This window comes from Bradyrhizobium iriomotense, from assembly GCF_018130765.1.
Classification (GTDB): domain Bacteria; phylum Pseudomonadota; class Alphaproteobacteria; order Rhizobiales; family Xanthobacteraceae; genus Bradyrhizobium; species Bradyrhizobium iriomotense_A.
Window position 1 is genome coordinate 436,567 of record NZ_JAFCJZ010000003.1, and the last position, 19,103, is coordinate 455,669.

The window sequence follows — 19,103 nt, forward strand, 5'->3', positions numbered from 1 at the left end:
TCCGGAAAGATCATCCCCGAACGACAAATCGAGAGGCGACGAGGACTCATCCTGATCTCAACGCGCCTTGGCCTCGCCGGAGCCGGCGCGGCTGCGCTGCCGATCGCTCCGCTTAGCAGGCCATCGTCGTTCGCTCACGGCCGCGCGGACGACCTCCGTCACGGTCTTGCGGACCTCGAGGAAGGCCTTGGTCTGTGGCCGGTCAGCGAGTGCGACCAGCGCAAGGGAACGCGACAGCGCCGGATCGACGATGCGGCGTGCGTGATATTTCTCCGCCGCGAGATCTGCAAGGACCGTGGCGCGGGAGAGGATTGCGCATCCGAGTCCGGCTTCGAGCGCCATGCGCAGCGCCGACAGGGAATCGACCTCGAGCGTTTCGCTCGGGACGATCTGGTTGCGGAGAACCTGCGTCTGGATGATGGCGCGCGAGGCCGGCAGCGGCGTCAGCCCGATCACGCTCTTCTGCGGAATGGCGGAGAAGGGAACCGGACCGGAGGATCGGCCGATCAGGCTCGGATGCCCGACGAGGAAGAGGTCTTCCTCGTGCAGCCACTCCACATCCAGCCGGGTATCGCGCTGCGGATTATACGCCAGCGCGAGATCGACCGTGCCCGAGAGGACGCGCTCGATCAGCGCCGGTGACAGCGCCTCGACGACCGTCAGGTGCACGCCGGGGGAGTGCTTGCGGACCGCCTTCATCAGATCGAGCGCGACCATCGAGATCGCGGTGTGGCTGAGGCCGAGGCTCACCGGTCCCGTTGCCGCCTCGTTATAGGTCCGCACGTCCTCCTCGGCCTTGCCGAGGCTTGCGAGCACCGCGCTGCCATGTTCGTAGAGCCGGCGGCCGGCCGCGGTCAGGGCGACGCCGCGTGGCCGCCGTTCCAGCAGTTTTACGCCGAGGTCGGCTTCGAGCGCCGCAACATGATGGCTGAGTGCGGACTGCGCGATGTTGAGGCTCTCGGCGGCCCGCGACAGCACGCCGGCGTCGGCGATCGCGATGAAGTACCTGATCTGCCGCAACCCCAGCGCCATGGCACTGCTCCCTATCGATCTAATAATCAGATCACGACGATCTTCATATTATATTTGTCAGATGCCTTGGCGTCCGGCAAGCTCCGGCCAGAACCAATAAAAACAGCTCCGGGAGTGTCGCGGCATGGACCTGCCGAACAGGATCGTCATCACCGAGGAGGGGCCGCGCGAAGGCTTTCAGATCGAGCCAGGGCCGATCGCGACCGCGGACAAGGTTGCCTTGATCGATGTCCTCTCGGCGACCGGTCTCTCGCGCATCCAGGTCGCGTCCTTCGTCAATCGCAAGCACGTGCCGGGCTGGGCCGACGCCGAGGCGGTTGTTGCGGGATTCAACCTCCGCGCAGGTGTCGCGTACACGGCGCTGTGGTTCAACGACAGCGGTTTGCAGCGCGCCCTGGCGTTCAAGGAAAAGCTCACGCTCGCGGGGTTCATCTCGCTGAGCGCCTCCGAGCCATTCGCGCTTCGCAATCTCAACCGCGATCGTGCCGGGCAGATAGAGGCGATGCGAAACTACGTGCGCGCGCACCGCCAGGCGGGCGTGCCGATCGCGAAGATCATCGTCATGGCCGCGTTCGGCTGCAACTTTGGCGGAGACGTGCCGGCGGCCAAGGTCGTCGAGACCGTGTCTGACGGGCTCGCGATCGCACGCGAAGCAGGCATCGAGGTGCGCGAGGTGTCTCTCGCGGATTCGATGGGATGGGCCACACCGCGCCGGGTCGCCGCGGCCGTCGGGGCTGTGCGCGACCGCTGGAGCGATCTGCGGATCGCGCTGCATCTGCACGATACCCGCGGCCAGGGCATCGCCTGCGCCTATGAGGGGCTGCGACTTGGCGTTGCCGCGTTCGATGCCGCGGTGGCGGGGCTCGGCGGCTGCCCGTTCGCGGGCCAGCCGGGTGCGCCCGGCAACATCGCCACCGAAGAGCTGGCGTTGCTGTGCGAGGAAATGGGCATTGCAACCGGGCTCGACATCGAGGCGCTGATCGAGGCCGGGCGGCTTGCCGAGCGGATCGTCGGACACCGGCTGCCAAGCGCAGCACTACGATCGGGCACGCTCGCTGCATTGCGGCGGAGGGCCGGCGCATGACCTCCGCAAAGCCGCTCACCGGACTGAAGGTACTCGATTTCGGCCATACCATCATGGGTCCGTGCGCGGGCGTTCTGTTCGCCGATCTCGGCGCCGACGTGGTGAAGATCGAGCCGGCCGACGGCGATCCGACCCGGCGCTTGCCGGGGTTCGCTGCCGGTTTCTTCGCGACCTACAACCGCAACAAGCGCTCGATCGCGATCGATCTGAAGCGGCCGGAGGGGCAGGCGATCGTGCACCGGCTGGTCAAGGATGCCGATGTCGTGCTGGAGAATTTTGGACCCGGGACGATCGAGCGGCTGAAATGCAGTTGGGACGATCTGCGCAAGATCAACCCGCGGCTCGTGTACCTCTCGATGAAGGGTTTTCTGAAAGGCCCCTACGAGAACCGGGGAGCCCTCGACGAAGTCGTGCAGATGCAATCCGGCCTTGCCTACATGACGGGACCGCCCGGCCGGCCGCTGCGCGCGGGCGCGCCCGTGATCGACATCCTCGGCGGCGTCTTCGGCGTCGTGGCGGCATTGTCGGCGCTGCGCGAACGCGACGTCACGGGCGTCGGACAGAAGGTCTCGAGCTCGCTGTTCGAAAGCGCGACCTTCATGCTCGGTGCGCTCGTCGTCGGCAGCGCGGTGATCGGCGGTCCGATGCCGCCAATGCCGGCCCGGAAGAATGCCTGGGGCGTGTACGACGTCTTCACGGCATCGGATGGCGGCCAGGTCTTCATCGGGTGCACCTCCGACGGGCACTGGCAGCGCTTCTGCGACGCGTTCGGCTTCGACGACTGGCGCGACGATCCGAGGCTGCTCGGCAACGCCAATCGATGCGAGGCGCGCGAATGGATGCTTCCCGAGCTGGAGCGGCGGATCACGCGACTGCCGCTCGAGGAGATTCTCGCCAAATGCGAAACCGCCCGCGTGGCCTATTCGCGGGTGGGGCGGCCGGACGAGCTGTCGGTCGATCCGCATCTGCTGGCCAATGGCGGACTGCTGGCAACCGCCATCGCCGGATTTGGCGGCGGACCGCTGGTTGGAATTCCGGCGCTGCCCGTCGAGTTCGGCGACGCGCGCGAACGGCCGGGCCTCGAGCGCCAGCCGCCGCGCGTCGGCGAGCACACCGACGACATCCTCGGCGCGGCCGGATATTCGGCGCGCGCGATCGCCGATCTCCGCACCGCCGGCATATTGGGCGTGTCCGCGAACGTGCCTGCATAAAAAGAAGAGTGGCCGAGCCACCATCTGCAACAGGGAGGGAAGGGATCATGATGTCCCGCATGCTGCTTCGTTGGAAGGCGCGTATTCCGGCAGCCGCGATCGCGCTGCTTGGGCTGGCTGCGATGGCGGAGCCTGCGAGGGCGCAAGCCTATCCCGCCCGAACGATCACGATGCTGGTCGGCTATTCCGCGGGAGGCCAGGCCGACGCGCTGGCGCGGATCATCGGCAAGCAGCTCGGCGACACCTTCAAGATCTCCGTCGTCATCGAGAACAAGACCGGCGCCAACGGCATGATCGCTGCGCAGGCGGCGGCGCGGGCGGAGCCGGACGGATACACGGTGCTGATGGTGACGGATGCGATGCTCACCATCGATCCGCACCTTGCCTCCAGCAACCATTTCGACCTATCGAAGGCGATGGAGCCCGTCGTCAGCGTCGCCTGGTCGCCGCTGTTGCTGGCCGCGGCGAAGGATGTGCCGGCCAATTCCGTCGCCGAGCTCGTCTCTCTCGGCAAGCAGAAACCGCAGGCACTGAGCTTTGGCAGCGCCGGCGCCTCGACGCCGCATCGCCTCGCCGGCGAGATGCTGCAGAAGTCGGGCGGTTTCACCATGACCCACATTCCCTACAAGGGAACGGCGGCATCCGTGAGCGACCTCCTGGCCGGGCAGATACCGCTGATCTTCGGTGCGCCAACGGCCGTGGAGCCGCTGGCGACCGCAGGCCAGATCAAGCTGCTCGGCTTCACGTCGGAGCAGCGCTACCCGCTGCTGCCGGGCGTGCCGGCCATCAGCGAGACGTATCCCGGCTTCAAGATCATCAGCTATATCGGGCTGATGCTGCCGAAACAGACGCCGGCGCCGGTGATCGCGGCCTTCAACAAGGAGATCAACGCGATCCTTGCGACCGAGACGATGCGCACATGGCTCGACAAGCAGGGCATGGTCGCGATGGGCGGCAGCCAGGATGACTTCAAGCGCCAGATCGAGATCGACTACAAGGCGCGGGGCGAGCTTGTCCGCACGCTCGGCATCACGGGCGAGTAGGGCATGCCGCGGACGCTGTTCGAGAAGATCTGGCAACCCCATACGGCAAGGACGTACGGGACGCGGGACCTGCTGACGCTGGACCGTGTCTTTCTCCACGACATGACCTCGCTGCCTGCCTTCGAGACGCTGCGCGAGCGCAACCTCGCGATGGCCGATGTCGGGCGCACCCTGGCGGTGATCGATCACACCGTCGCGACCGCGCCGGGCCGGACCGAAGAGACCTATCCCGTCATGGCGCCGACGGTGCGCGCGTTCCGGCGCGAGGTGACCGAGCGCGGCATTCCCCTGATCGGGCTCGGCGATCCCGCGCAGGGCATCGTCCACGTCGTCGCCGCCGAGCAGGGCGCCGTGCTTCCGGGCATGACGGCAGTCTGCGGCGACAGCCACACCTGCACCAACGGCGCGCTGGGGGCGATCGCCTTCGGGATCGGCAGCACGGAGATCGCCCATGCGCTTGCCTATCAGGCGCTCTGGCTGCCGCGGCCGAAATCGCTGCGCGTGACCGTGAACGGCGTTCTCGATCCCTGGGTCAGCGGCAAGGACATTGCGCTGGCGATCATCTCGCGTTTCTCGACGGATGGCGGCACCGGCTGCGCCGTCGAATATGCCGGCAGCGCCATCCGCTCCCTCTCGGTCGAGGAGCGGATGACGCTGTGCAATCTCTCCATCGAATTCGGCGCCCGGATCGGACTGGTCGCACCTGATGATGCGGTCTTCTCCTATCTCGAAGGACGTCCACGAACGCCAAAGGGGGCCGCGTTCGATGCTGCAGTCTCCGCCTGGCGCGATCTTGCGAGCGATGACGACGCGCCTTTCGACAAGGAGTACGCCATCGACGCGCGTTCGATCGCCCCCATGGTGAGCTGGGGCACCAGCCCGGAAGATGCGATCTCCATCGATGGCGCCGTCCCTGATCCCGGGACGGCGAGGGACCGCTCGCAGCGGTCACGATGGGAGCGGGCGCTGGTCTACGCCAATCTTGAGGCGGGCAAACCCATCCTGGGGACCCCGATCGATGTCGCCTTTATCGGCTCATGCACTAATGCCCGGCTTTCCGATCTTCGTGCAGCCGCGCGTGTCGTCGACGGACGCAAGGTCGCGCCGGCCGTGCGCGCACTGGTGGTCCCGGGGTCATCCGGCGTGAAACGGCAGGCCGAGGCCGAGGGGCTCGACCGGATCTTCCGCAAGGCAGGCTTCGAATGGCACGAGTCCGCGTGCTCGCTCTGCGCGGCGCTGGGACCCGACGTCGTCGGCCGCGGCAAGCGGTGCGCCTCCAGCTCGAACCGGAACTTTGAGAACCGGCAAGGCCCGGGATCGATTACGCATCTGATGAGCCCGCCGATGGTTGCCGCCGCGGCCGTCAACGGTGCGATCACGGATGTCAGGACCTTCGCATGACCAGCAAGCTCACCAGCATTGAAGGCGTTGCCGTTCCGCTGCTGTGGGACAATGTCGACACCGACGCCCTTGTCCCGGCGGCACCTCACAAGCGGATCAACGGCGGCGGCCGGGACCGGTTGCGCGAGGTCCTCTTCCACGAATTCCGCTTCGACGCTGCTGGGCAGCTCAAGCCGGAATTCGTACTGAACGTGCCGCAATTCGCAGGCGGGCCGATCCTGCTTGCCGGCGAGAATTTCGGCTGCGGCTCCTCGCGTGAAGTCGCCGTATGGGCCCTGTTGGACTACGGCTTCCGCGCGGTCATTGCGAAGAGCTTTGCCGAGATCTTCGAGCAGAACGCCTACAAGAACCATCTGCTGCCTGCGACCGTCGATGCCGCGACCCATGCCCGCATTGTGGGGGAGTTGCGCCGCCCCCGTCCGCCGCAAATGTCGATCGACCTCGTCGCACGTCACATCGCAATCGACGATCAGGCCATTGGCTCATTCAGCGCGGACGAGATGGGTCTGGAGATGATCGTCCAGGGCGTGGACGAATTCGCGCTGACGGCGCAGTACGTCCCGGACATCGCAGCGACGCAGCGTCGCCTCACCGAAGCTTGTCCATGGCTCGCGGATCGGTGACGCCGCAGTGTTCGGCGTCACCACCACGATCAGGTACTAGCTTCAGGCCACCGCGGGCTGAAGCTTCGGTTGCCGCGACAGCGCCAGCACGATCAGCGCGGCGAACACGCAGAGCGCGCCGGCGATGAAGAACGCAGGCAGATAGCTCTGATAGACCGTCCGCGAGAAACCGGCGCCGAACGCGGCAGTACCGGCGCCGAGTTGATGTCCGGCAAAGATCCAGCCGAACACCAGATTGGCGCGCTCGGGCCCGAATTTCTGCGCGGTGAGGCGGACTGTGGGCGGCACGGTCGCGATCCAATCGAGTCCATAGAACATCGCGAAGATCGAGAGCCCATAGAACGAGAAATCGCTGAAGGGCAGGAAGATCAGCGAGAGCCCGCGCAGGCCGTAGTACCAGAACAGCAGATAGCGGTTGTCGTAGCGGTCCGACAGCCAACCCGACATGATGGTGCCGAAGAAGTCGAAGATGCCCATCGCGGCGAGCAGGCTTGCGGCCTGCACCTGCGGGATGCCGAAGTCGAGGCACATCGGGATCAGGTGCACCTGCACGAGGCCGTTGGTCGAGGCGCCGCAGACGAAGAAGGTCGCAAACAGGATCCAGAACGCGGTCGACTTCGAGGCGTCGCGCAGCGTGCCGAGCGCCACCGCCGTGATCGAGCCGTGGTTGATCGGCGGGGCGGGCAAGGGCTCGGTGCCCTCGTCGCCGAAGGGGCGCAAGCCCACGTCGCTCGGCCGGTCGCGCATCGCGAGCAGCACCGCCAGCGCGGAGACGCCGAGCATGATGCAGACGAAGCCGAGTGCAAGGCGCCAGCCGAATCGCTCGGTCAGGCTAGCGAGCAGCGGCAGGAACACGAGCTGGCCGGTGGCGACGCTCGCCGTCATGATGCCGACCACGAGGCCGCGTCGTGCCGCGAACCAGCGCGTGGCGATGGTGGCGCCCAGCACCAGCGCGGTCATGCCGGTACCGATGCCGATCACGACGCCCCACAGCGCGATGAGCTGCCAGATCTCGGTCATGCCGAGCGAGAGCACCAGCGCCGAGACCACGATGAGCTGCGCGGTCAGCGTGACATTGCGCAGGCCGTAGCGGTTGAGCAGGGCGGCGGCGAACGGCGCCATCAGCCCGAACAGGATGAAGCGGATCGACAGCGCGGAGGAGATCTGCGCGGTGCTCCAGCCGAACTCCTTCTGCAGGGGAACGATGAACACGCCGGGCGCGCCGACCGTGCCGGCGCTGATCAGCGCGGCAAGGAAGGTCACGCCGACCATCACCCAGCCATAATGGATGTTGCGGCGGGACAGTGCTGCCGCGAGCCAGTTCGAAATCATTGGTCCTCAATCTTGTTGGCGAGCCCACGGGACCCGCGTCATCCTTGCTATCTGGCACAGTTGAGGGAAGTCTGAAATGCCAAGACTTCCCTCAATTTCGGACATTGGCGCTAATGCGCCAATCGCTCCACAGCGATCGCGGTAGCCTCGCCGCCGCCGATGCAGAGGGCTGCGACGCCGCGCTTGAGGTTCTGCGCCTCCAATGCGTGCAGCAGCGTCACAATCAGCCGCGCGCCGGTGGCGCCGATGGGGTGGCCGAGCGCGCAGGCGCCGCCGTTGACATTCAGCTTGTCGCGGGGAATGCCGAGATCGCGCTGCGCCGCCATCGCCACCACGGCGAAAGCCTCGTTGATCTCGAACAGGTCGACATCGCCCGCGCTCCAGCCGACCTTGTCGAGCAGCTTGCGGATCGCCGGGATCGGCGCCGTGGTGAACCATTGCGGCTCCTGGCTGTGGGTGGTGTGGCCCTTGATCTCGGCGAGAACAGGCAGGCCGTTCCGATCGGCAAGCGAGCGCTTCGTCAGCACCAGCGCGGCAGCGCCGTCGGCATTGGCGGAGGAGGCCGCCGGCGTGATCGTGCCGTTGGCGCGGAACGCCGGCTTCAGTCCAGGAATCTTTGCGGGGTCGACCTTCAGCGGATGCTCGTCGTTGGCGATGATGCGAGGGCCTGCCTTCTCGGCCAGCGTGATCGGCGCGATCTCGGCCTTGAATGCGCCGCCCTCGACCGCCTTGCGGGCGCGGCTGAGGGTCTCCATCGCGTAGGCGTCCTGGTCCTTGCGGGTGAACTGATAGGCCTCCGCGGTCGCTTCGCCGAAATCGCCCATCGAGCGGCCGGTCTCGTAGGCGTCTTCCAGGCCGTCCATCATCATGTGGTCGATGATGCGGTCGTGGCCGACGCGATAGCCGCCGCGCGCCTTTGCCAACAGATAGGGCGCGTTGCTCATGCTCTCCATGCCGCCGGAGACGACGATCTCGGCCGAGCCGGCGCGGATGATGTCGTGCGCCAGCATGGTCGCCTTCATGCCGGAGCCGCAGACCTTGTTCACCGTGGTGGCGCCGGTGGCGTCTGGCAAACCGGCGCTACGTGCCGCCTGGCGCGCCGGCGCCTGGCCTTGTCCGGCCGGCAGCACGCAGCCCATGAAGACCTCGTCGACCTTCTCAGGCGAAAGTCTTGCGCGCTCCAGCGCCGCCCCGATCACGTGCGATCCGAGCTTGTGCGCGGGGAGCGGCGACAATTCGCCCATGAAGCGGCCGAGCGGGGTGCGGGCGGCGGAGACGATGACGACGGGATCGGCGGCTTCGGCCATGACGGAACTCCCTGGCGGTGAATGTAAGATTATGGTCATCATATGATGCGGCGCAAAAAATGCAACCGCGGCAGGGATGAGAAAATCTTGCGGTTCGCATGAGATTTGGTCGTGTGAGCCCACAGCTGTCATGCCCCGCGAAGTCCGGGGCGTGACACGGTTGGTGTGGTGGCGGGCTGCTAATGCGGAGACTACTGCTGCCCAGAACCTACCGCTTCCGGTTCACAAACGCCTGCATCAGCCGCGTCGGCTCGTCCGTCAGGAAGGACTCGCCGAACACCTTCACACTCAAATTCACCGACTCCGTCAGCGGCAACTCCTCCCATTGCCGCAGCAGGGCCTTCTGCGACCGCAGCGCCTCCGGGCCGCATTCAAGCAAGGCCTTCACGAGGTGCTCGATCTCCGCATCGAGGCCGCCCTCGGGCGCGACCTTGTCGACCATGCCCCAGGCCAGCGCCGTGGCTGCGTCGATGTTCTCCGCCGTCATCACCAGCCAGCGCGCGCGGGCCCAGCCGATAAGGCGCGGCAGCAGGGCGGCGTGGATCACCGAGGGGATGCCGACGCGCACCTCCGGCATGCCGAAATGGGCGTCGTGCGCGGCGATGCGGAAATCACAGGCCGCAGCGACCTCGAGTCCGCCGCCGAGGCACCAGCCGGGCATGCGCGCGATCACGGGGGCAGGGAACTGGCGCACGGCCTCGCAGAGATCGCGCAGGCGGCTGATGAAGGCTTCTGCGGATTTCTGGTCGAGCCTGACCATCTCCTTGATGTCGGCGCCGCCGATCATGCTCTTCTCGCTCTGGCCGCGCAGCACCACGACGCGGATGCTGCGGTCGGAAGAGAGCTGCTGCAGGCCTTCGCGCACCGCGTCGGTGACGGACGAGCCCAGGATATTCAGCGGGCCGGCGTTGCAGATCGCGACATGAACGACGCCGCGCGCATCGCGCGTGATGCCGCAGTGGTTGTTGAGCATTTCCATCGTGGATCTCGAAGGTTTCGTGGACAGGCGCGATGCGCGCCGGTCGGCGTCACTTCCGAGCCGAAACGTGCTGCTTGTCAAGCGGGCAGGACAGGCGGAGTTGCCAGCGCGAAGTCCGTGACATAGTATGACAGACATCATTCAATGAGGCCGTCATGACCAGTAACGATCAACTCGACCTGTTTTCGCCGGCGCAGCGGCGCGAGCGCGTGGTGGACTGGCAGGTTCCTGCACCGGTTGCCAAAGTGGCAATGGGCCTGTCGGGCATGGACGCGATGCTGGGCATTCGCGACGGCCGGCTGCCGCCGCCGCCCTTCGCAAAACTGATCGGCTTCACCATGGCCTTGGTCGAGCCAGGCCGGATCGTGATGGAACTTGAGCCGCGCGAGGATCTCGAAAATACCATCGGCCTGCTGCACGGCGCGACCGCCGCGGCGCTGATCGATACAGCCATGGGCTGCGCGATCTCGACCCGGCTGGAGGCGGGGCAGTCGTCCGTGACCCTCGATCTGAAAATGACGTTCCTGCGGCCGCTGTCGGTGCGTTCCGGGCTGATCTCGGCCGAAGGCAAGATCATCAAGCTGGGGCGCCAGACCAGCTACACCGAGGGGTTCGTCCGCGACGGCAAGGGCGCGCTCGCGGTCCATGCAACTGCAACCTTTTCCATGATCGGCAATGTCTGAACACGAATTAATCCACCGCCTAGTCCATTTCTGTGTTATGAGATGATCTCCGACATGCAATGAGACGTCCATGCGCTATTCCCGGGAACACAAGCAGGAAACCCACGACCGGATCGTGAAGAAGGCCTCGGTGCGGCTGCGCGAGAAGGGTGCGCACGGCATCGGCGTCGCCGACCTCATGAAGGAGGCGGGCCTGACCCATGGCGGTTTCTACGCGCATTTCGATTCCCGCGAGGCGCTGGTGATCGAGGCCTTCGGTTATGCGATGGACCGCTCGATGGAGCACTGGCGCAAGATCACCGGCGAGGCCTCGCCGGAGAAGCGGCTGGCGCTGATCGCGGAGGCCTATCTCTCGACGCTGCACCGCGACAATCCCGGTCATGGCTGCTCGATCCCTGCGCTCGGTGCCGAGATCGCCCGCGAGAGCCCGAAGACGCGAAAGGCGTTTGCCGGCAAGCTCGACGAGATGATCGAGATGATGACCGACTATATCCCGAACGTCCCGCGAAAGGCCGCCCGCAAGCAAGCGATCGCGACGCTGGCGACGATGGCCGGCACCATGCTGCTGGCGCGGATCGCCGGCTCCAGCGAGTTGTCGGACGAAGTGTTGAAGGCGGGCCGGGACAGCGCGCTGGGCGGCGCGAAGCGGGAGCCGAAGGTGGCGGCCGCGAAGAAGGCGAAGCAGAACTGAGTGCCGCGGTGCCGTAGGGTGGGTTAGCCGAAGGCGTAACCCACCACTTCTGTCGCCGCGGCAAGAAAGATGGTGGGTTACGCTTCGCTAACCCACCCTACGAGACCTGCGCTATCGACCCGCAAACAGCGCCCGCTCGCGCTCCACGATCTCGCAGATGTAATCCGCCACTGCCCTGATCCGCGCGAGATCCTTGCTGTCGGCGTGCATCAGCATCCAGAACGTCCGCGTGATCGAGATCTCCTCCGGCAGCACGGCCACCAGCTGCGGATAGTCGCTCGCCATGAAATGCGGCAGCACCGCGATGCCGAAGCCGGAGAGGGTGGCGTTGAGCTGTGCGATCAGATTGGCGCTGCGAAAGCGCGCGGAGATCCGTGGCGACACCTGCGGCAGATAGTCGAGCTCCGGCGTGAACAGCAGCTCCTCGATGTAGCCGACGAAGCGGTGCTGCGGCAGGTCCTGCCGCGAGGCGATCTTCGGGAAACGGTCGAGATAGGCCGGGGCGGCATAAAGCCCGAGGCGATAGTCGAGCAGCTTGCGGCCGACGATGCGGCCTTCCTTCGGCATGGTCAGGCTGATCGCGATGTCGGCCTCGCGCTTGGAGAGGCTGAACAGCCGCGCGGTAGCCACAAGTTGCAGGTCGAGATCGGGATAGCGGTCCGCGAACGGCGCCAGCCGCGGTGCCAGGAACGCGGTGCCGAAGCCATCAGGGGCGCCGATCCGCACCGTACCGGTCAGCCGCGCCACCGAGCCGCCGACCTGTTCCTGGTTGGCGACGATGGTCGATTCCATGGCTTCGGCGCTGTCGGCGACGCGCTGGCCGGCCTCGGTGAGGAGATAGCCGGTCTTGCGCCGGTCAAACAGCTTGGCCGAGAGGTGCTTTTCCAGCCGGTCGACGCGGCGGATCACCGTGGCATGGTCGACGCCGAGCTGTTTTGCCGCAGCCGACACCGAGCCGCCCCGCACGATGGCCAGCACGAAGCGAAAGTCGTCCCAGTCGATGTGACCTTGATCCAGCATTTTCGCACATCTATGGTGCATTATCTCAGACTTGAATCCTATAAAATGCAGGTCAATAGGATTTGTCAAAGCGAACACGCTCGGCCTGAAGGAGACCATTCCATGCGTTCAATCGGACATTTCATCGGTGGCAAGGAGGTCAAGGGCACCTCTGGCCGCACCGCCGACGTTTTCGAGCCGATGACCGGTGACGTCCAGGCCAAAGTGGCGCTGGCGTCCAAGGCCGAGGTCCGCGCCGCCGTGGAGAACGCGCGCGCAGCTCAGCCCGAGTGGGCCGCGACCAATCCGCAGCGCCGTGCCCGCGTCATGATGAAATTCGTCGAGCTCGTGCAGCGCGACTACGACAAGCTCGCCGAGCTGCTCGCCCGCGAGCACGGCAAGACCGTGCCCGACGCCAAGGGCGACATCCAGCGCGGCCTCGAGGTCGCCGAATTCGCTTGCGGCATCCCGCATCTGATGAAGGGCGAGTACACCGAAGGCGCCGGCCCCGGCATCGACATCTATTCGATGCGCCAGGCGCTCGGCGTCGTCGCCGGCATCACGCCGTTCAACTTCCCGGCGATGATCCCGATGTGGAAGTTCGCCCCGGCGATCGCCTGCGGCAACGCCTTCATTCTCAAGCCGTCCGAGCGCGATCCCGGCGTGCCGATGCTGCTCGCCGAACTCATGATCGAGGCGGGCCTGCCGGCCGGCATCCTCAATGTCGTCAACGGCGACAAGGAGGCGGTCGATGCCATCCTCGACGATCCCGATATCAAGGCGATCGGCTTCGTCGGCTCCACGCCGATCGCGCACTACATCTACGAGCGCGCAGCCCAGACCGGCAAGCGCTGCCAGTGCTTTGGCGGCGCCAAGAACCACGCCATCATCATGCCGGATGCCGACATGGACCAGGCCGTGGACGCGCTGATCGGCGCCGGCTACGGCTCGGCCGGCGAGCGCTGCATGGCGGTCTCAGTCGCTGTGCCCGTCGGCAAGTCCACCGCCGACCGCCTGATGGAAAAGCTGATCCCGCGCGTCGAGAGCCTCAAGATCGGCACCTCGATCGATCCGTCGGCCGATTACGGTCCGCTGGTGACGCGCGAGGCGGTCGAGAAGGTCAAGGGCTACATCGACATCGGCATCAAGGAAGGCGCAACGCTTGCCGTCGACGGCCGCGGCTTCAAGATGCAGGGCTACGAGAACGGCTTCTATCTCGGCGGTTCGCTGTTCGACAACGTCACCAAGGACATGCGGATCTACAAGGAAGAGATCTTTGGTCCGGTGCTCTCGGTCGTGCGCGCGCATGACTACAAGGAAGCGCTGGCGCTGCCGTCCGATCATGACTACGGCAACGGCGTTGCCATCTTCACCCGCGACGGCGACGCCGCGCGCGACTTCGCGGCCAAGGTCAACGTCGGCATGGTCGGCATCAACGTGCCGATCCCGGTGCCGATCGCCTATTACACCTTCGGCGGCTGGAAGAAGTCGGGCTTCGGCGATCTCAACCAGCACGGTCCGGATTCGGTCCGCTTCTACACCAAGACCAAGACGGTGACCTCGCGCTGGCCGTCCGGCGTCAAGGAAGGTGCGGAGTTCTCGATCCCGCTGATGAAGTAGGGCTGTTGCCCAGCCCGTCATTGCGAGCGTAGCGAAGCAATCCAGTATCTTTCCGCAGAGACAGTCTAGATTGCTTCGTCGCTTCGCTCCTCGCAATGACGAGGAAGGTGAGGAGCCCAGCATGCAGTTCGCTCTGAACGAGGATCAGATCGCGGTTCGCGACATGGCGTTGGCGTTTGCGGCGGAGAAGATCGCGCCGCACGCGCTGCGCTGGGACGAGGAAAAGCATTTTCCCGTCGATGTCATGCGCGAGGCCGCCACGCTTGGCATGGGCGGTATCTACATAAGCGAGGATGTCGGCGGCTCCGCCATGACGCGGTTCGACGCGGCGCTGATCTTCGAGGCACTGGCGACGGGCTGCCCGACCACCTCGGCCTTCATCTCCATCCATAACATGGCGAGCTGGATGATCGATGCCTTCGGCAGCGACACCCAGCGCCAGCAATGGCTGCCGAAGCTCTGCACCATGGAGCTGATCGCGAGCTACTGCCTGACCGAGCCGGGCGCCGGCTCGGATGCGGCAGCGCTCCGCACCCGCGCGGTGCGTGACGGCGACCATTACGTCCTCAACGGCCAGAAGCAGTTCATCTCCGGCGCCGGCGGTACCGATCTTTTGGTCGCGATGGTGCGGACCGGCGGCGACGGCCCCGGCGGCATCTCGACCCTTGTCATCGACGGCAAGACGCCCGGCGTCTCCTTCGGCGCCAATGAGCGCAAGATGGGCTGGAACGCGCAGCCGACCCGCGCAGTCATGTTCGAGAACGCCCGCGTGCCCGTGGCCAATCGCCTGAGCGAGGAGGGCACAGGCTTCAAGATCGCGATGGCCGGTCTCGACGGCGGCCGCCTCAATATTACGGCATGTTCGCTCGGCGGTGCGCAGACCGCGCTCGATAAGGCGCGCGCCTATATGAAGGAGCGCAAGGCGTTCGGGAAACGCCTCGACGAATTCCAGGCGCTGCAATTCAAACTCGCTGACATGGCGATCGAGCTGGAAGCCGCGCGTACCTTTTTGTGGCGCGCCGCCGCCGCGCTGGACCGCAAGGACCCCGACGCCACCATGCTCTGCGCGATGGCCAAGCGCTTCGGCACCGATGTCGGCTTCGAGGTCGCCAACCATGCCCTCCAACTCCACGGCGGCTACGGCTACCTCAGCGAATATGGCATCGAGAAGATCGTGCGCGATCTGCGCGTGCACCAGATCCTCGAAGGCACCAATGAAATCATGCGGCTCATCGTGGCGCGCAAATTGATCGAGGGCGCGCGATGACGGCAGTGGAAGAGGGCGATCTCGTCGCCCGTGTCGAGGGCGCGGCCGGTGTGATCCGCCTCAACCGTCCCAGGGCCATCAACGCTGTGACGCTGGAGATGTTTCGCGACGTCGAAAAGGCGCTCGACCGTTTCGAGGCCGATCCTGAAGTCGCCGTGATCCTGCTGGAGGGCGCCGGCGAGCGCGGCCTGTGTGCCGGCGGCGACATCCGCACGCTCTGGGAAAGCTCGAAGGTCAACGGCGACCTCGGCAAGATCCTGTGGCGCGAGGAATACATCCTCAACGCCCGGATCAAGAAGTTTCCGAAGCCCTATGTCGCCTTCATGGACGGCATCGTAATGGGCGGCGGCGTCGGGCTCTCCGCGCATGCCAGCCACCGCGTGGTTACGGATCGCACCAAGCTTGCGATGCCCGAGGTCGGGCTCGGCTTCTTCCCCGACGTCGGCGGCACCTATCTGTTGTCGCATTCGCCGGGCGAGATCGGCACTTATTTCGGGCTCACCGGCCAGACCATGAACGGCCCGGACGCGATCCACGCGAAGTTTGCGGACTGGGTGGTGCCGGCAGCGAAACTCCCGGAGCTGCGCGAGGCGCTGACGAAGGTCCGTTCCGGTACGACCGCCGCCGAGGTCGGCAAGCTCATAGATGGCTTTGCAACCGGCGAGACCGCAGGGCCGGTCGCGGCGAAGGAGCCGGCGATCGATGCGCTGTTCGGCTTCGCCCGCATGGAGGACATCGTCGCGGCGCTGAAGCGCGACGGCTCCGACTTCGCCCTGGCGACGCTGAAGACGCTCAACGAGAAATCGCCGCGTGGCATGGTGGTTACGCTAAAACTGCTGCGGCTCGCGCGCAAATCGTCGAGCCTGGAAGAGTGCCTGGTGCGCGAATATCGCGCCGCGCTGGAAGTCTTCCGCAGCGACGATTTCCGCGAAGGCGTGCGCGCCGCCGTGATCGACAAGGACCGCAACCCGACCTGGTCGCCGCCGCGGATCGAGGATGTGACGCCGGACATGCTAGCGCCGTATCTCGCCGAGATCGGCGCCGACGAGCTCAAGTTCAACTAATCAACGCTCAAGCGGAGGAACGACAATGGCCACGATCGCATTCATTGGTCTGGGCAACATGGGCGGCCCGATGGCCGCTAACCTGGTTAAGGCCGGCCACAAGGTGGTGGCGTTCGACCTCGTCGAGGCCTCGCGCAACCAGGCCAAGGCCGATGGCGCCGGCATCGCCGACAGCGCCGCGGGCGCTGTGAAGGGCGCCGATGTCGTCGTCACCATGCTGCCGGCCGGCAAGCATGTGCTCGGCGTCTGGAACGAGGTTGTGCCCGCCATGGCCAAGGGCACGCTGATTATCGATAGCTCTACCATCGACGTCGAAAGTGCGCGCCAGGCGCATGCGCTCGCCGCCAAGAACGGCGTGCTTTCGGTCGACGCGCCGGTCTCCGGCGGTACCGGCGGCGCCAAGGGCGCAACGCTCACCTTCATGTGCGGCGGTGACGACAAGGCATTTGCGGCGGCAAAGCCCGTGCTCGAAAATATGGGCAAGAGGATCGTGCATTGCGGCGGCGCTGGCGCGGGGCAGGCGGCCAAGATCTGCAACAACATGATCCTCGGCATTTCCATGATCGCGGTGAGCGAAGCCTTCGCGCTTGGCGAGAAACTAGGGCTCTCGCACCAGGCGCTGTTCGACGTCGCCTCGACCTCGTCGGGCCAGTGCTGGTCGCTGACGACCTATTGCCCGGTTCCCGGCCCGGTGCCGACCTCGCCCGCCAACAACGACTACAAGCCGGGCTTTGCCTCAGCGCTGATGGTGAAGGACCTGACCCTGGCGCAGGATGCGGCGAAGGCCGCGGGGGCGGCCACGCCGCTCGGCCAGCATGCGCAGGAAATTTACCAGGCCTTCGACGCAGCCGGCCAAGGCGGGGTGGATTTTTCCGGAATTATCAAGCACGTTCGCGGCCTCGCTGGAAAATAGCGAGGCTTCGCCCGTAGCCCGGATGGAGCGAAGCGAAATTCGGGACGGTTCCTTCGCGTTGCGCAAGCGGCCCCGGATTGCGCTTCGCTCCATCCGGGCTACGCTCGAAGGTCAATTCGACGGGCCCGGACCATGACCACATTTCAGGAAGCGCGCGCGTTTCTGCTTCATAACCGTACCGACTACGAGACCGCGGTCAAAGGCTTCCGCTGGCCCGATCCGGTTCCCTTCAACTGGGCGCTCGATTGGTTCGACGAGCTCGCGAAGGATGCCGAAGCTAAGGACCGGCCCGCGCTCTGGATCGTCGATGCCGCGCAGGATCGGCAGACAAAACTGTCCTTTGCGGCGCTGTCGCGCCGCTCCAACCAGGTCGCGAACTTCCTCCGCGCGCAGGGCCTGAGGCGCGGCGATCATCTTCTGCTGCTGCTCGGCAATGTGGTCCCGCTGTGGGAGACGATGCTCGCCGCAATGAAGCTCGGCGTGGTCGTGATTCCCGCGACGACGTTGCTCACCGCCGACGAGCTGCGTGACCGGCTTGATCGCGGCAAGGCGAGAGCGGTCGTCGCCGCACAGGATCAGGTCGCAAAATTCGCAAGCCTCGGTGCGGAGAATGTCGTTCGCATCGTCGTCGGTGCGGCTTCGGATGGCTGGCTCGCCTATGACGAAGCGGCAAAGGCGCCCGAAAGCTTCACGCCCGACGGCCCGACCAATGCCGACGACCCGATGCTGCTCTATTTTACCTCGGGCACCACGGCAAAACCAAAGCTGGTGCGGCACAGCCAGCGCAGCTATCCCGTCGGCCATCTCTCGACGATGTACTGGATCGGGCTGAAGCCCGGCGACGTCCATCTCAATATCTCTTCGCCCGGCTGGGCCAAGCATGCCTGGAGCTGCTTCTTCGCGCCGTGGAATGCCGGCGCGACCGTGTTCGTGGTCAACCAGCCGCGCTTCGATGCCAAGGCGCTGCTCTCCACCGTCGGCCGCTGCGGCGTCACCACGCTGTGCGCGCCGCCGACGGTGTGGCGGCTGTTCATCCAGGAGAACCTCGCCTCGTTCAAGGTGAACTTGCGCGAGGTCTGCGGCGCCGGCGAGCCGCTCAATCCTGAGGTGATCGACCAGGTGCAGGCCGCCTGGGGTCTCACCATCCGCGACGGCTACGGCCAGACCGAGACGGCGGCACTCGCCGGCAACTCGCCGGGCCAGCCCATCAAGATCGGTTCGATGGGCCGGCCGCTGCCGGGCTATCGCGTGCAGATCAGTGATGCCGATGGCAATCCCGCGAGGGAGGGCGAGGTGACGCTGGTGCTGGGTGATGACCGTCCCGCCGGCCTGATGCAGGGCTATCAGGGCGACGACGGCAAACTCGCAGGCGCCGAAGGCGCGCTCTATCGTAGCGGCGACGTCGTGTTCGAAGACGCGGACGGCTATCTCACCTTCGTCGGCCGCTCCGACGACGTGTTCAAATCCTCCGACTACCGCATCAGCCCGTTCGAGCTGGAGAGCGTGCTGCTCGAGCATGAGCTGGTCGCGGAAGCCGCGGTGGTGCCGAGCCCCGATCCGATCAGGCTTGCGATCCCCAAGGCCTTCGTGCTGCTGACCTCGGGCGCAGAGCGGACCCCGGAAACGGCACTCTCCATCTTCCAACACCTGCACACGCGCCTGGCGCCGTTCAAGCGCATCCGCCGCCTCGAAATCGTGACCGAGCTGCCGAAGACCATCTCTGGCAAAATCCGCCGCGTGCAGCTACGACGGCTCGAACGCGACGATGATCGCAATGATCCGCTGCGCGGCCGGGAATTCCGTGAGGAGGATTTTACGGAATTGCCGAAAACACGGAGCGAGACTTAAGTGGTG

Annotated in this window: 17 protein-coding genes; 12 read left to right on the plus strand and 5 right to left on the minus strand. The window is 65.8% G+C overall.

Going from position 1 to position 19,103, the window contains the following annotated elements; translation table 11 throughout:
- Positions 1-57: 57 nt before the first annotated feature.
- A complete protein-coding gene (locus tag JQ635_RS08280; protein ID WP_211409363.1) occupies positions 58-1,032 on the minus strand; it encodes a LysR family transcriptional regulator in 975 nt (324 codons plus the stop codon).
- 124 nt (positions 1,033-1,156) lie between these two features.
- Here JQ635_RS08280 and JQ635_RS08285 point away from each other — a divergent pair, with 124 nt between their 5' ends.
- Genes JQ635_RS08285 through leuD form a run of 5 tightly spaced genes read left to right on the plus strand, consistent with a single transcriptional unit; the run spans position 1,157 to position 6,394 of the window.
- On the plus strand, positions 1,157-2,116 hold the full coding sequence (locus JQ635_RS08285; protein ID WP_211409364.1) for a hydroxymethylglutaryl-CoA lyase: 960 nt from the start codon (positions 1,157-1,159) through the stop codon (positions 2,114-2,116).
- Entirely contained in the window at positions 2,113-3,327 is a 1,215-nt protein-coding gene (locus JQ635_RS08290) for a CaiB/BaiF CoA transferase family protein (RefSeq protein ID WP_211409365.1), read from the plus strand. Before JQ635_RS08285 ends, JQ635_RS08290 begins: the two co-directional genes overlap by 4 nt.
- A gap of 47 nt (positions 3,328-3,374) precedes the next feature.
- Positions 3,375-4,370: a Bug family tripartite tricarboxylate transporter substrate binding protein gene (locus tag JQ635_RS08295; RefSeq protein ID WP_211409366.1), complete on the plus strand. Its 996-nt coding sequence runs from the start codon at positions 3,375-3,377 to the stop codon at positions 4,368-4,370.
- Between the two features lie 3 nt (positions 4,371-4,373).
- Positions 4,374-5,771 (plus strand): 3-isopropylmalate dehydratase large subunit, encoded by a 1,398-nt coding sequence (gene leuC, locus JQ635_RS08300; RefSeq protein WP_211409367.1) that lies wholly within the window; start codon positions 4,374-4,376, stop codon positions 5,769-5,771.
- Positions 5,768-6,394: a 3-isopropylmalate dehydratase small subunit gene (leuD, locus tag JQ635_RS08305; protein ID WP_211409368.1), complete on the plus strand. Its 627-nt coding sequence runs from the start codon at positions 5,768-5,770 to the stop codon at positions 6,392-6,394. The genes leuC and leuD overlap by 4 nt, the downstream gene beginning before the upstream one ends.
- 42 nt (positions 6,395-6,436) lie before the next feature.
- Here the strand turns inward: leuD and JQ635_RS08310 are convergent, their stop codons facing one another.
- From JQ635_RS08310 to JQ635_RS08320, 3 genes are all read right to left on the minus strand, one after another.
- A complete protein-coding gene (locus JQ635_RS08310) occupies positions 6,437-7,726 on the minus strand; it encodes an MFS transporter (RefSeq protein ID WP_211409369.1) in 1,290 nt (429 codons plus the stop codon).
- Between the two features lie 110 nt (positions 7,727-7,836).
- A complete protein-coding gene (locus JQ635_RS08315; RefSeq protein WP_211409370.1) occupies positions 7,837-9,033 on the minus strand; it encodes an acetyl-CoA C-acyltransferase in 1,197 nt (398 codons plus the stop codon).
- A gap of 208 nt (positions 9,034-9,241) precedes the next feature.
- Complete coding sequence (locus JQ635_RS08320; RefSeq protein ID WP_211409371.1) at positions 9,242-10,012, minus strand: enoyl-CoA hydratase; 771 nt, start codon at positions 10,010-10,012, stop codon at positions 9,242-9,244.
- Between the two features lie 155 nt (positions 10,013-10,167).
- Between JQ635_RS08320 and JQ635_RS08325 the strand changes: the two genes are divergently transcribed.
- Both JQ635_RS08325 and JQ635_RS08330 read left to right on the plus strand, forming a co-directional pair.
- The gene (locus JQ635_RS08325) at positions 10,168-10,695 is read left to right on the plus strand and encodes a PaaI family thioesterase (RefSeq protein WP_211409372.1); all 528 of its coding nucleotides are present in this window, start codon (positions 10,168-10,170) and stop codon (positions 10,693-10,695) included.
- A gap of 70 nt (positions 10,696-10,765) precedes the next feature.
- The gene (locus tag JQ635_RS08330; RefSeq protein ID WP_211409373.1) at positions 10,766-11,386 is read left to right on the plus strand and encodes a TetR/AcrR family transcriptional regulator; all 621 of its coding nucleotides are present in this window, start codon (positions 10,766-10,768) and stop codon (positions 11,384-11,386) included.
- Positions 11,387-11,497: 111 nt separating this feature from the next.
- Here JQ635_RS08330 and JQ635_RS08335 read toward each other — a convergent pair whose 3' ends face one another.
- Complete coding sequence (locus tag JQ635_RS08335) at positions 11,498-12,406, minus strand: LysR family transcriptional regulator (RefSeq protein ID WP_211409374.1); 909 nt, start codon at positions 12,404-12,406, stop codon at positions 11,498-11,500.
- Positions 12,407-12,508: 102 nt separating this feature from the next.
- Between JQ635_RS08335 and JQ635_RS08340 the strand changes: the two genes are divergently transcribed.
- From JQ635_RS08340 to JQ635_RS08360, 5 genes are all read left to right on the plus strand, one after another.
- Positions 12,509-14,005: a CoA-acylating methylmalonate-semialdehyde dehydrogenase gene (locus tag JQ635_RS08340; RefSeq protein WP_211409375.1), complete on the plus strand. Its 1,497-nt coding sequence runs from the start codon at positions 12,509-12,511 to the stop codon at positions 14,003-14,005.
- Positions 14,006-14,126: 121 nt separating this feature from the next.
- The gene (locus JQ635_RS08345) at positions 14,127-15,272 is read left to right on the plus strand and encodes an isobutyryl-CoA dehydrogenase (RefSeq protein WP_211409376.1); all 1,146 of its coding nucleotides are present in this window, start codon (positions 14,127-14,129) and stop codon (positions 15,270-15,272) included.
- Positions 15,269-16,336 (plus strand): enoyl-CoA hydratase/isomerase family protein, encoded by a 1,068-nt coding sequence (locus tag JQ635_RS08350; RefSeq protein WP_211409377.1) that lies wholly within the window; start codon positions 15,269-15,271, stop codon positions 16,334-16,336. Before JQ635_RS08345 ends, JQ635_RS08350 begins: the two co-directional genes overlap by 4 nt.
- 25 nt (positions 16,337-16,361) lie before the next feature.
- Positions 16,362-17,249: a 3-hydroxyisobutyrate dehydrogenase gene (gene mmsB, locus JQ635_RS08355; protein ID WP_211409378.1), complete on the plus strand. Its 888-nt coding sequence runs from the start codon at positions 16,362-16,364 to the stop codon at positions 17,247-17,249.
- Between the two features lie 132 nt (positions 17,250-17,381).
- Entirely contained in the window at positions 17,382-19,097 is a 1,716-nt protein-coding gene (locus JQ635_RS08360; protein WP_211409379.1) for an AMP-binding protein, read from the plus strand.
- Positions 19,098-19,103 lie beyond the last annotated feature (6 nt).

Excerpts from the sequence above, each read along its gene's own strand:
- JQ635_RS08280 (WP_211409363.1), bottom strand. The coding sequence starts at position 1,032 with ATGGCGCTGGGGTTGCGGCAGATCAGGTACTTCATCGCGATCGCCGAC.
- JQ635_RS08285 (WP_211409364.1), top strand. The coding sequence starts at position 1,157 with ATGGACCTGCCGAACAGGATCGTCATCACCGAGGAGGGGCCGCGCGAA.
- JQ635_RS08290 (WP_211409365.1), top strand. The coding sequence starts at position 2,113 with ATGACCTCCGCAAAGCCGCTCACCGGACTGAAGGTACTCGATTTCGGC.
- JQ635_RS08295 (WP_211409366.1), top strand. The coding sequence starts at position 3,375 with ATGATGTCCCGCATGCTGCTTCGTTGGAAGGCGCGTATTCCGGCAGCC.
- leuC (WP_211409367.1), top strand. The coding sequence starts at position 4,374 with ATGCCGCGGACGCTGTTCGAGAAGATCTGGCAACCCCATACGGCAAGG.
- leuD (WP_211409368.1), top strand. The coding sequence starts at position 5,768 with ATGACCAGCAAGCTCACCAGCATTGAAGGCGTTGCCGTTCCGCTGCTG.
- JQ635_RS08310 (WP_211409369.1), bottom strand. The coding sequence starts at position 7,726 with ATGATTTCGAACTGGCTCGCGGCAGCACTGTCCCGCCGCAACATCCAT.
- JQ635_RS08315 (WP_211409370.1), bottom strand. The coding sequence starts at position 9,033 with ATGGCCGAAGCCGCCGATCCCGTCGTCATCGTCTCCGCCGCCCGCACC.
- JQ635_RS08320 (WP_211409371.1), bottom strand. The coding sequence starts at position 10,012 with ATGGAAATGCTCAACAACCACTGCGGCATCACGCGCGATGCGCGCGGC.
- JQ635_RS08325 (WP_211409372.1), top strand. The coding sequence starts at position 10,168 with ATGACCAGTAACGATCAACTCGACCTGTTTTCGCCGGCGCAGCGGCGC.
- JQ635_RS08330 (WP_211409373.1), top strand. The coding sequence starts at position 10,766 with ATGCGCTATTCCCGGGAACACAAGCAGGAAACCCACGACCGGATCGTG.
- JQ635_RS08335 (WP_211409374.1), bottom strand. The coding sequence starts at position 12,406 with ATGCTGGATCAAGGTCACATCGACTGGGACGACTTTCGCTTCGTGCTG.
- JQ635_RS08340 (WP_211409375.1), top strand. The coding sequence starts at position 12,509 with ATGCGTTCAATCGGACATTTCATCGGTGGCAAGGAGGTCAAGGGCACC.
- JQ635_RS08345 (WP_211409376.1), top strand. The coding sequence starts at position 14,127 with ATGCAGTTCGCTCTGAACGAGGATCAGATCGCGGTTCGCGACATGGCG.
- JQ635_RS08350 (WP_211409377.1), top strand. The coding sequence starts at position 15,269 with ATGACGGCAGTGGAAGAGGGCGATCTCGTCGCCCGTGTCGAGGGCGCG.
- mmsB (WP_211409378.1), top strand. The coding sequence starts at position 16,362 with ATGGCCACGATCGCATTCATTGGTCTGGGCAACATGGGCGGCCCGATG.
- JQ635_RS08360 (WP_211409379.1), top strand. The coding sequence starts at position 17,382 with ATGACCACATTTCAGGAAGCGCGCGCGTTTCTGCTTCATAACCGTACC.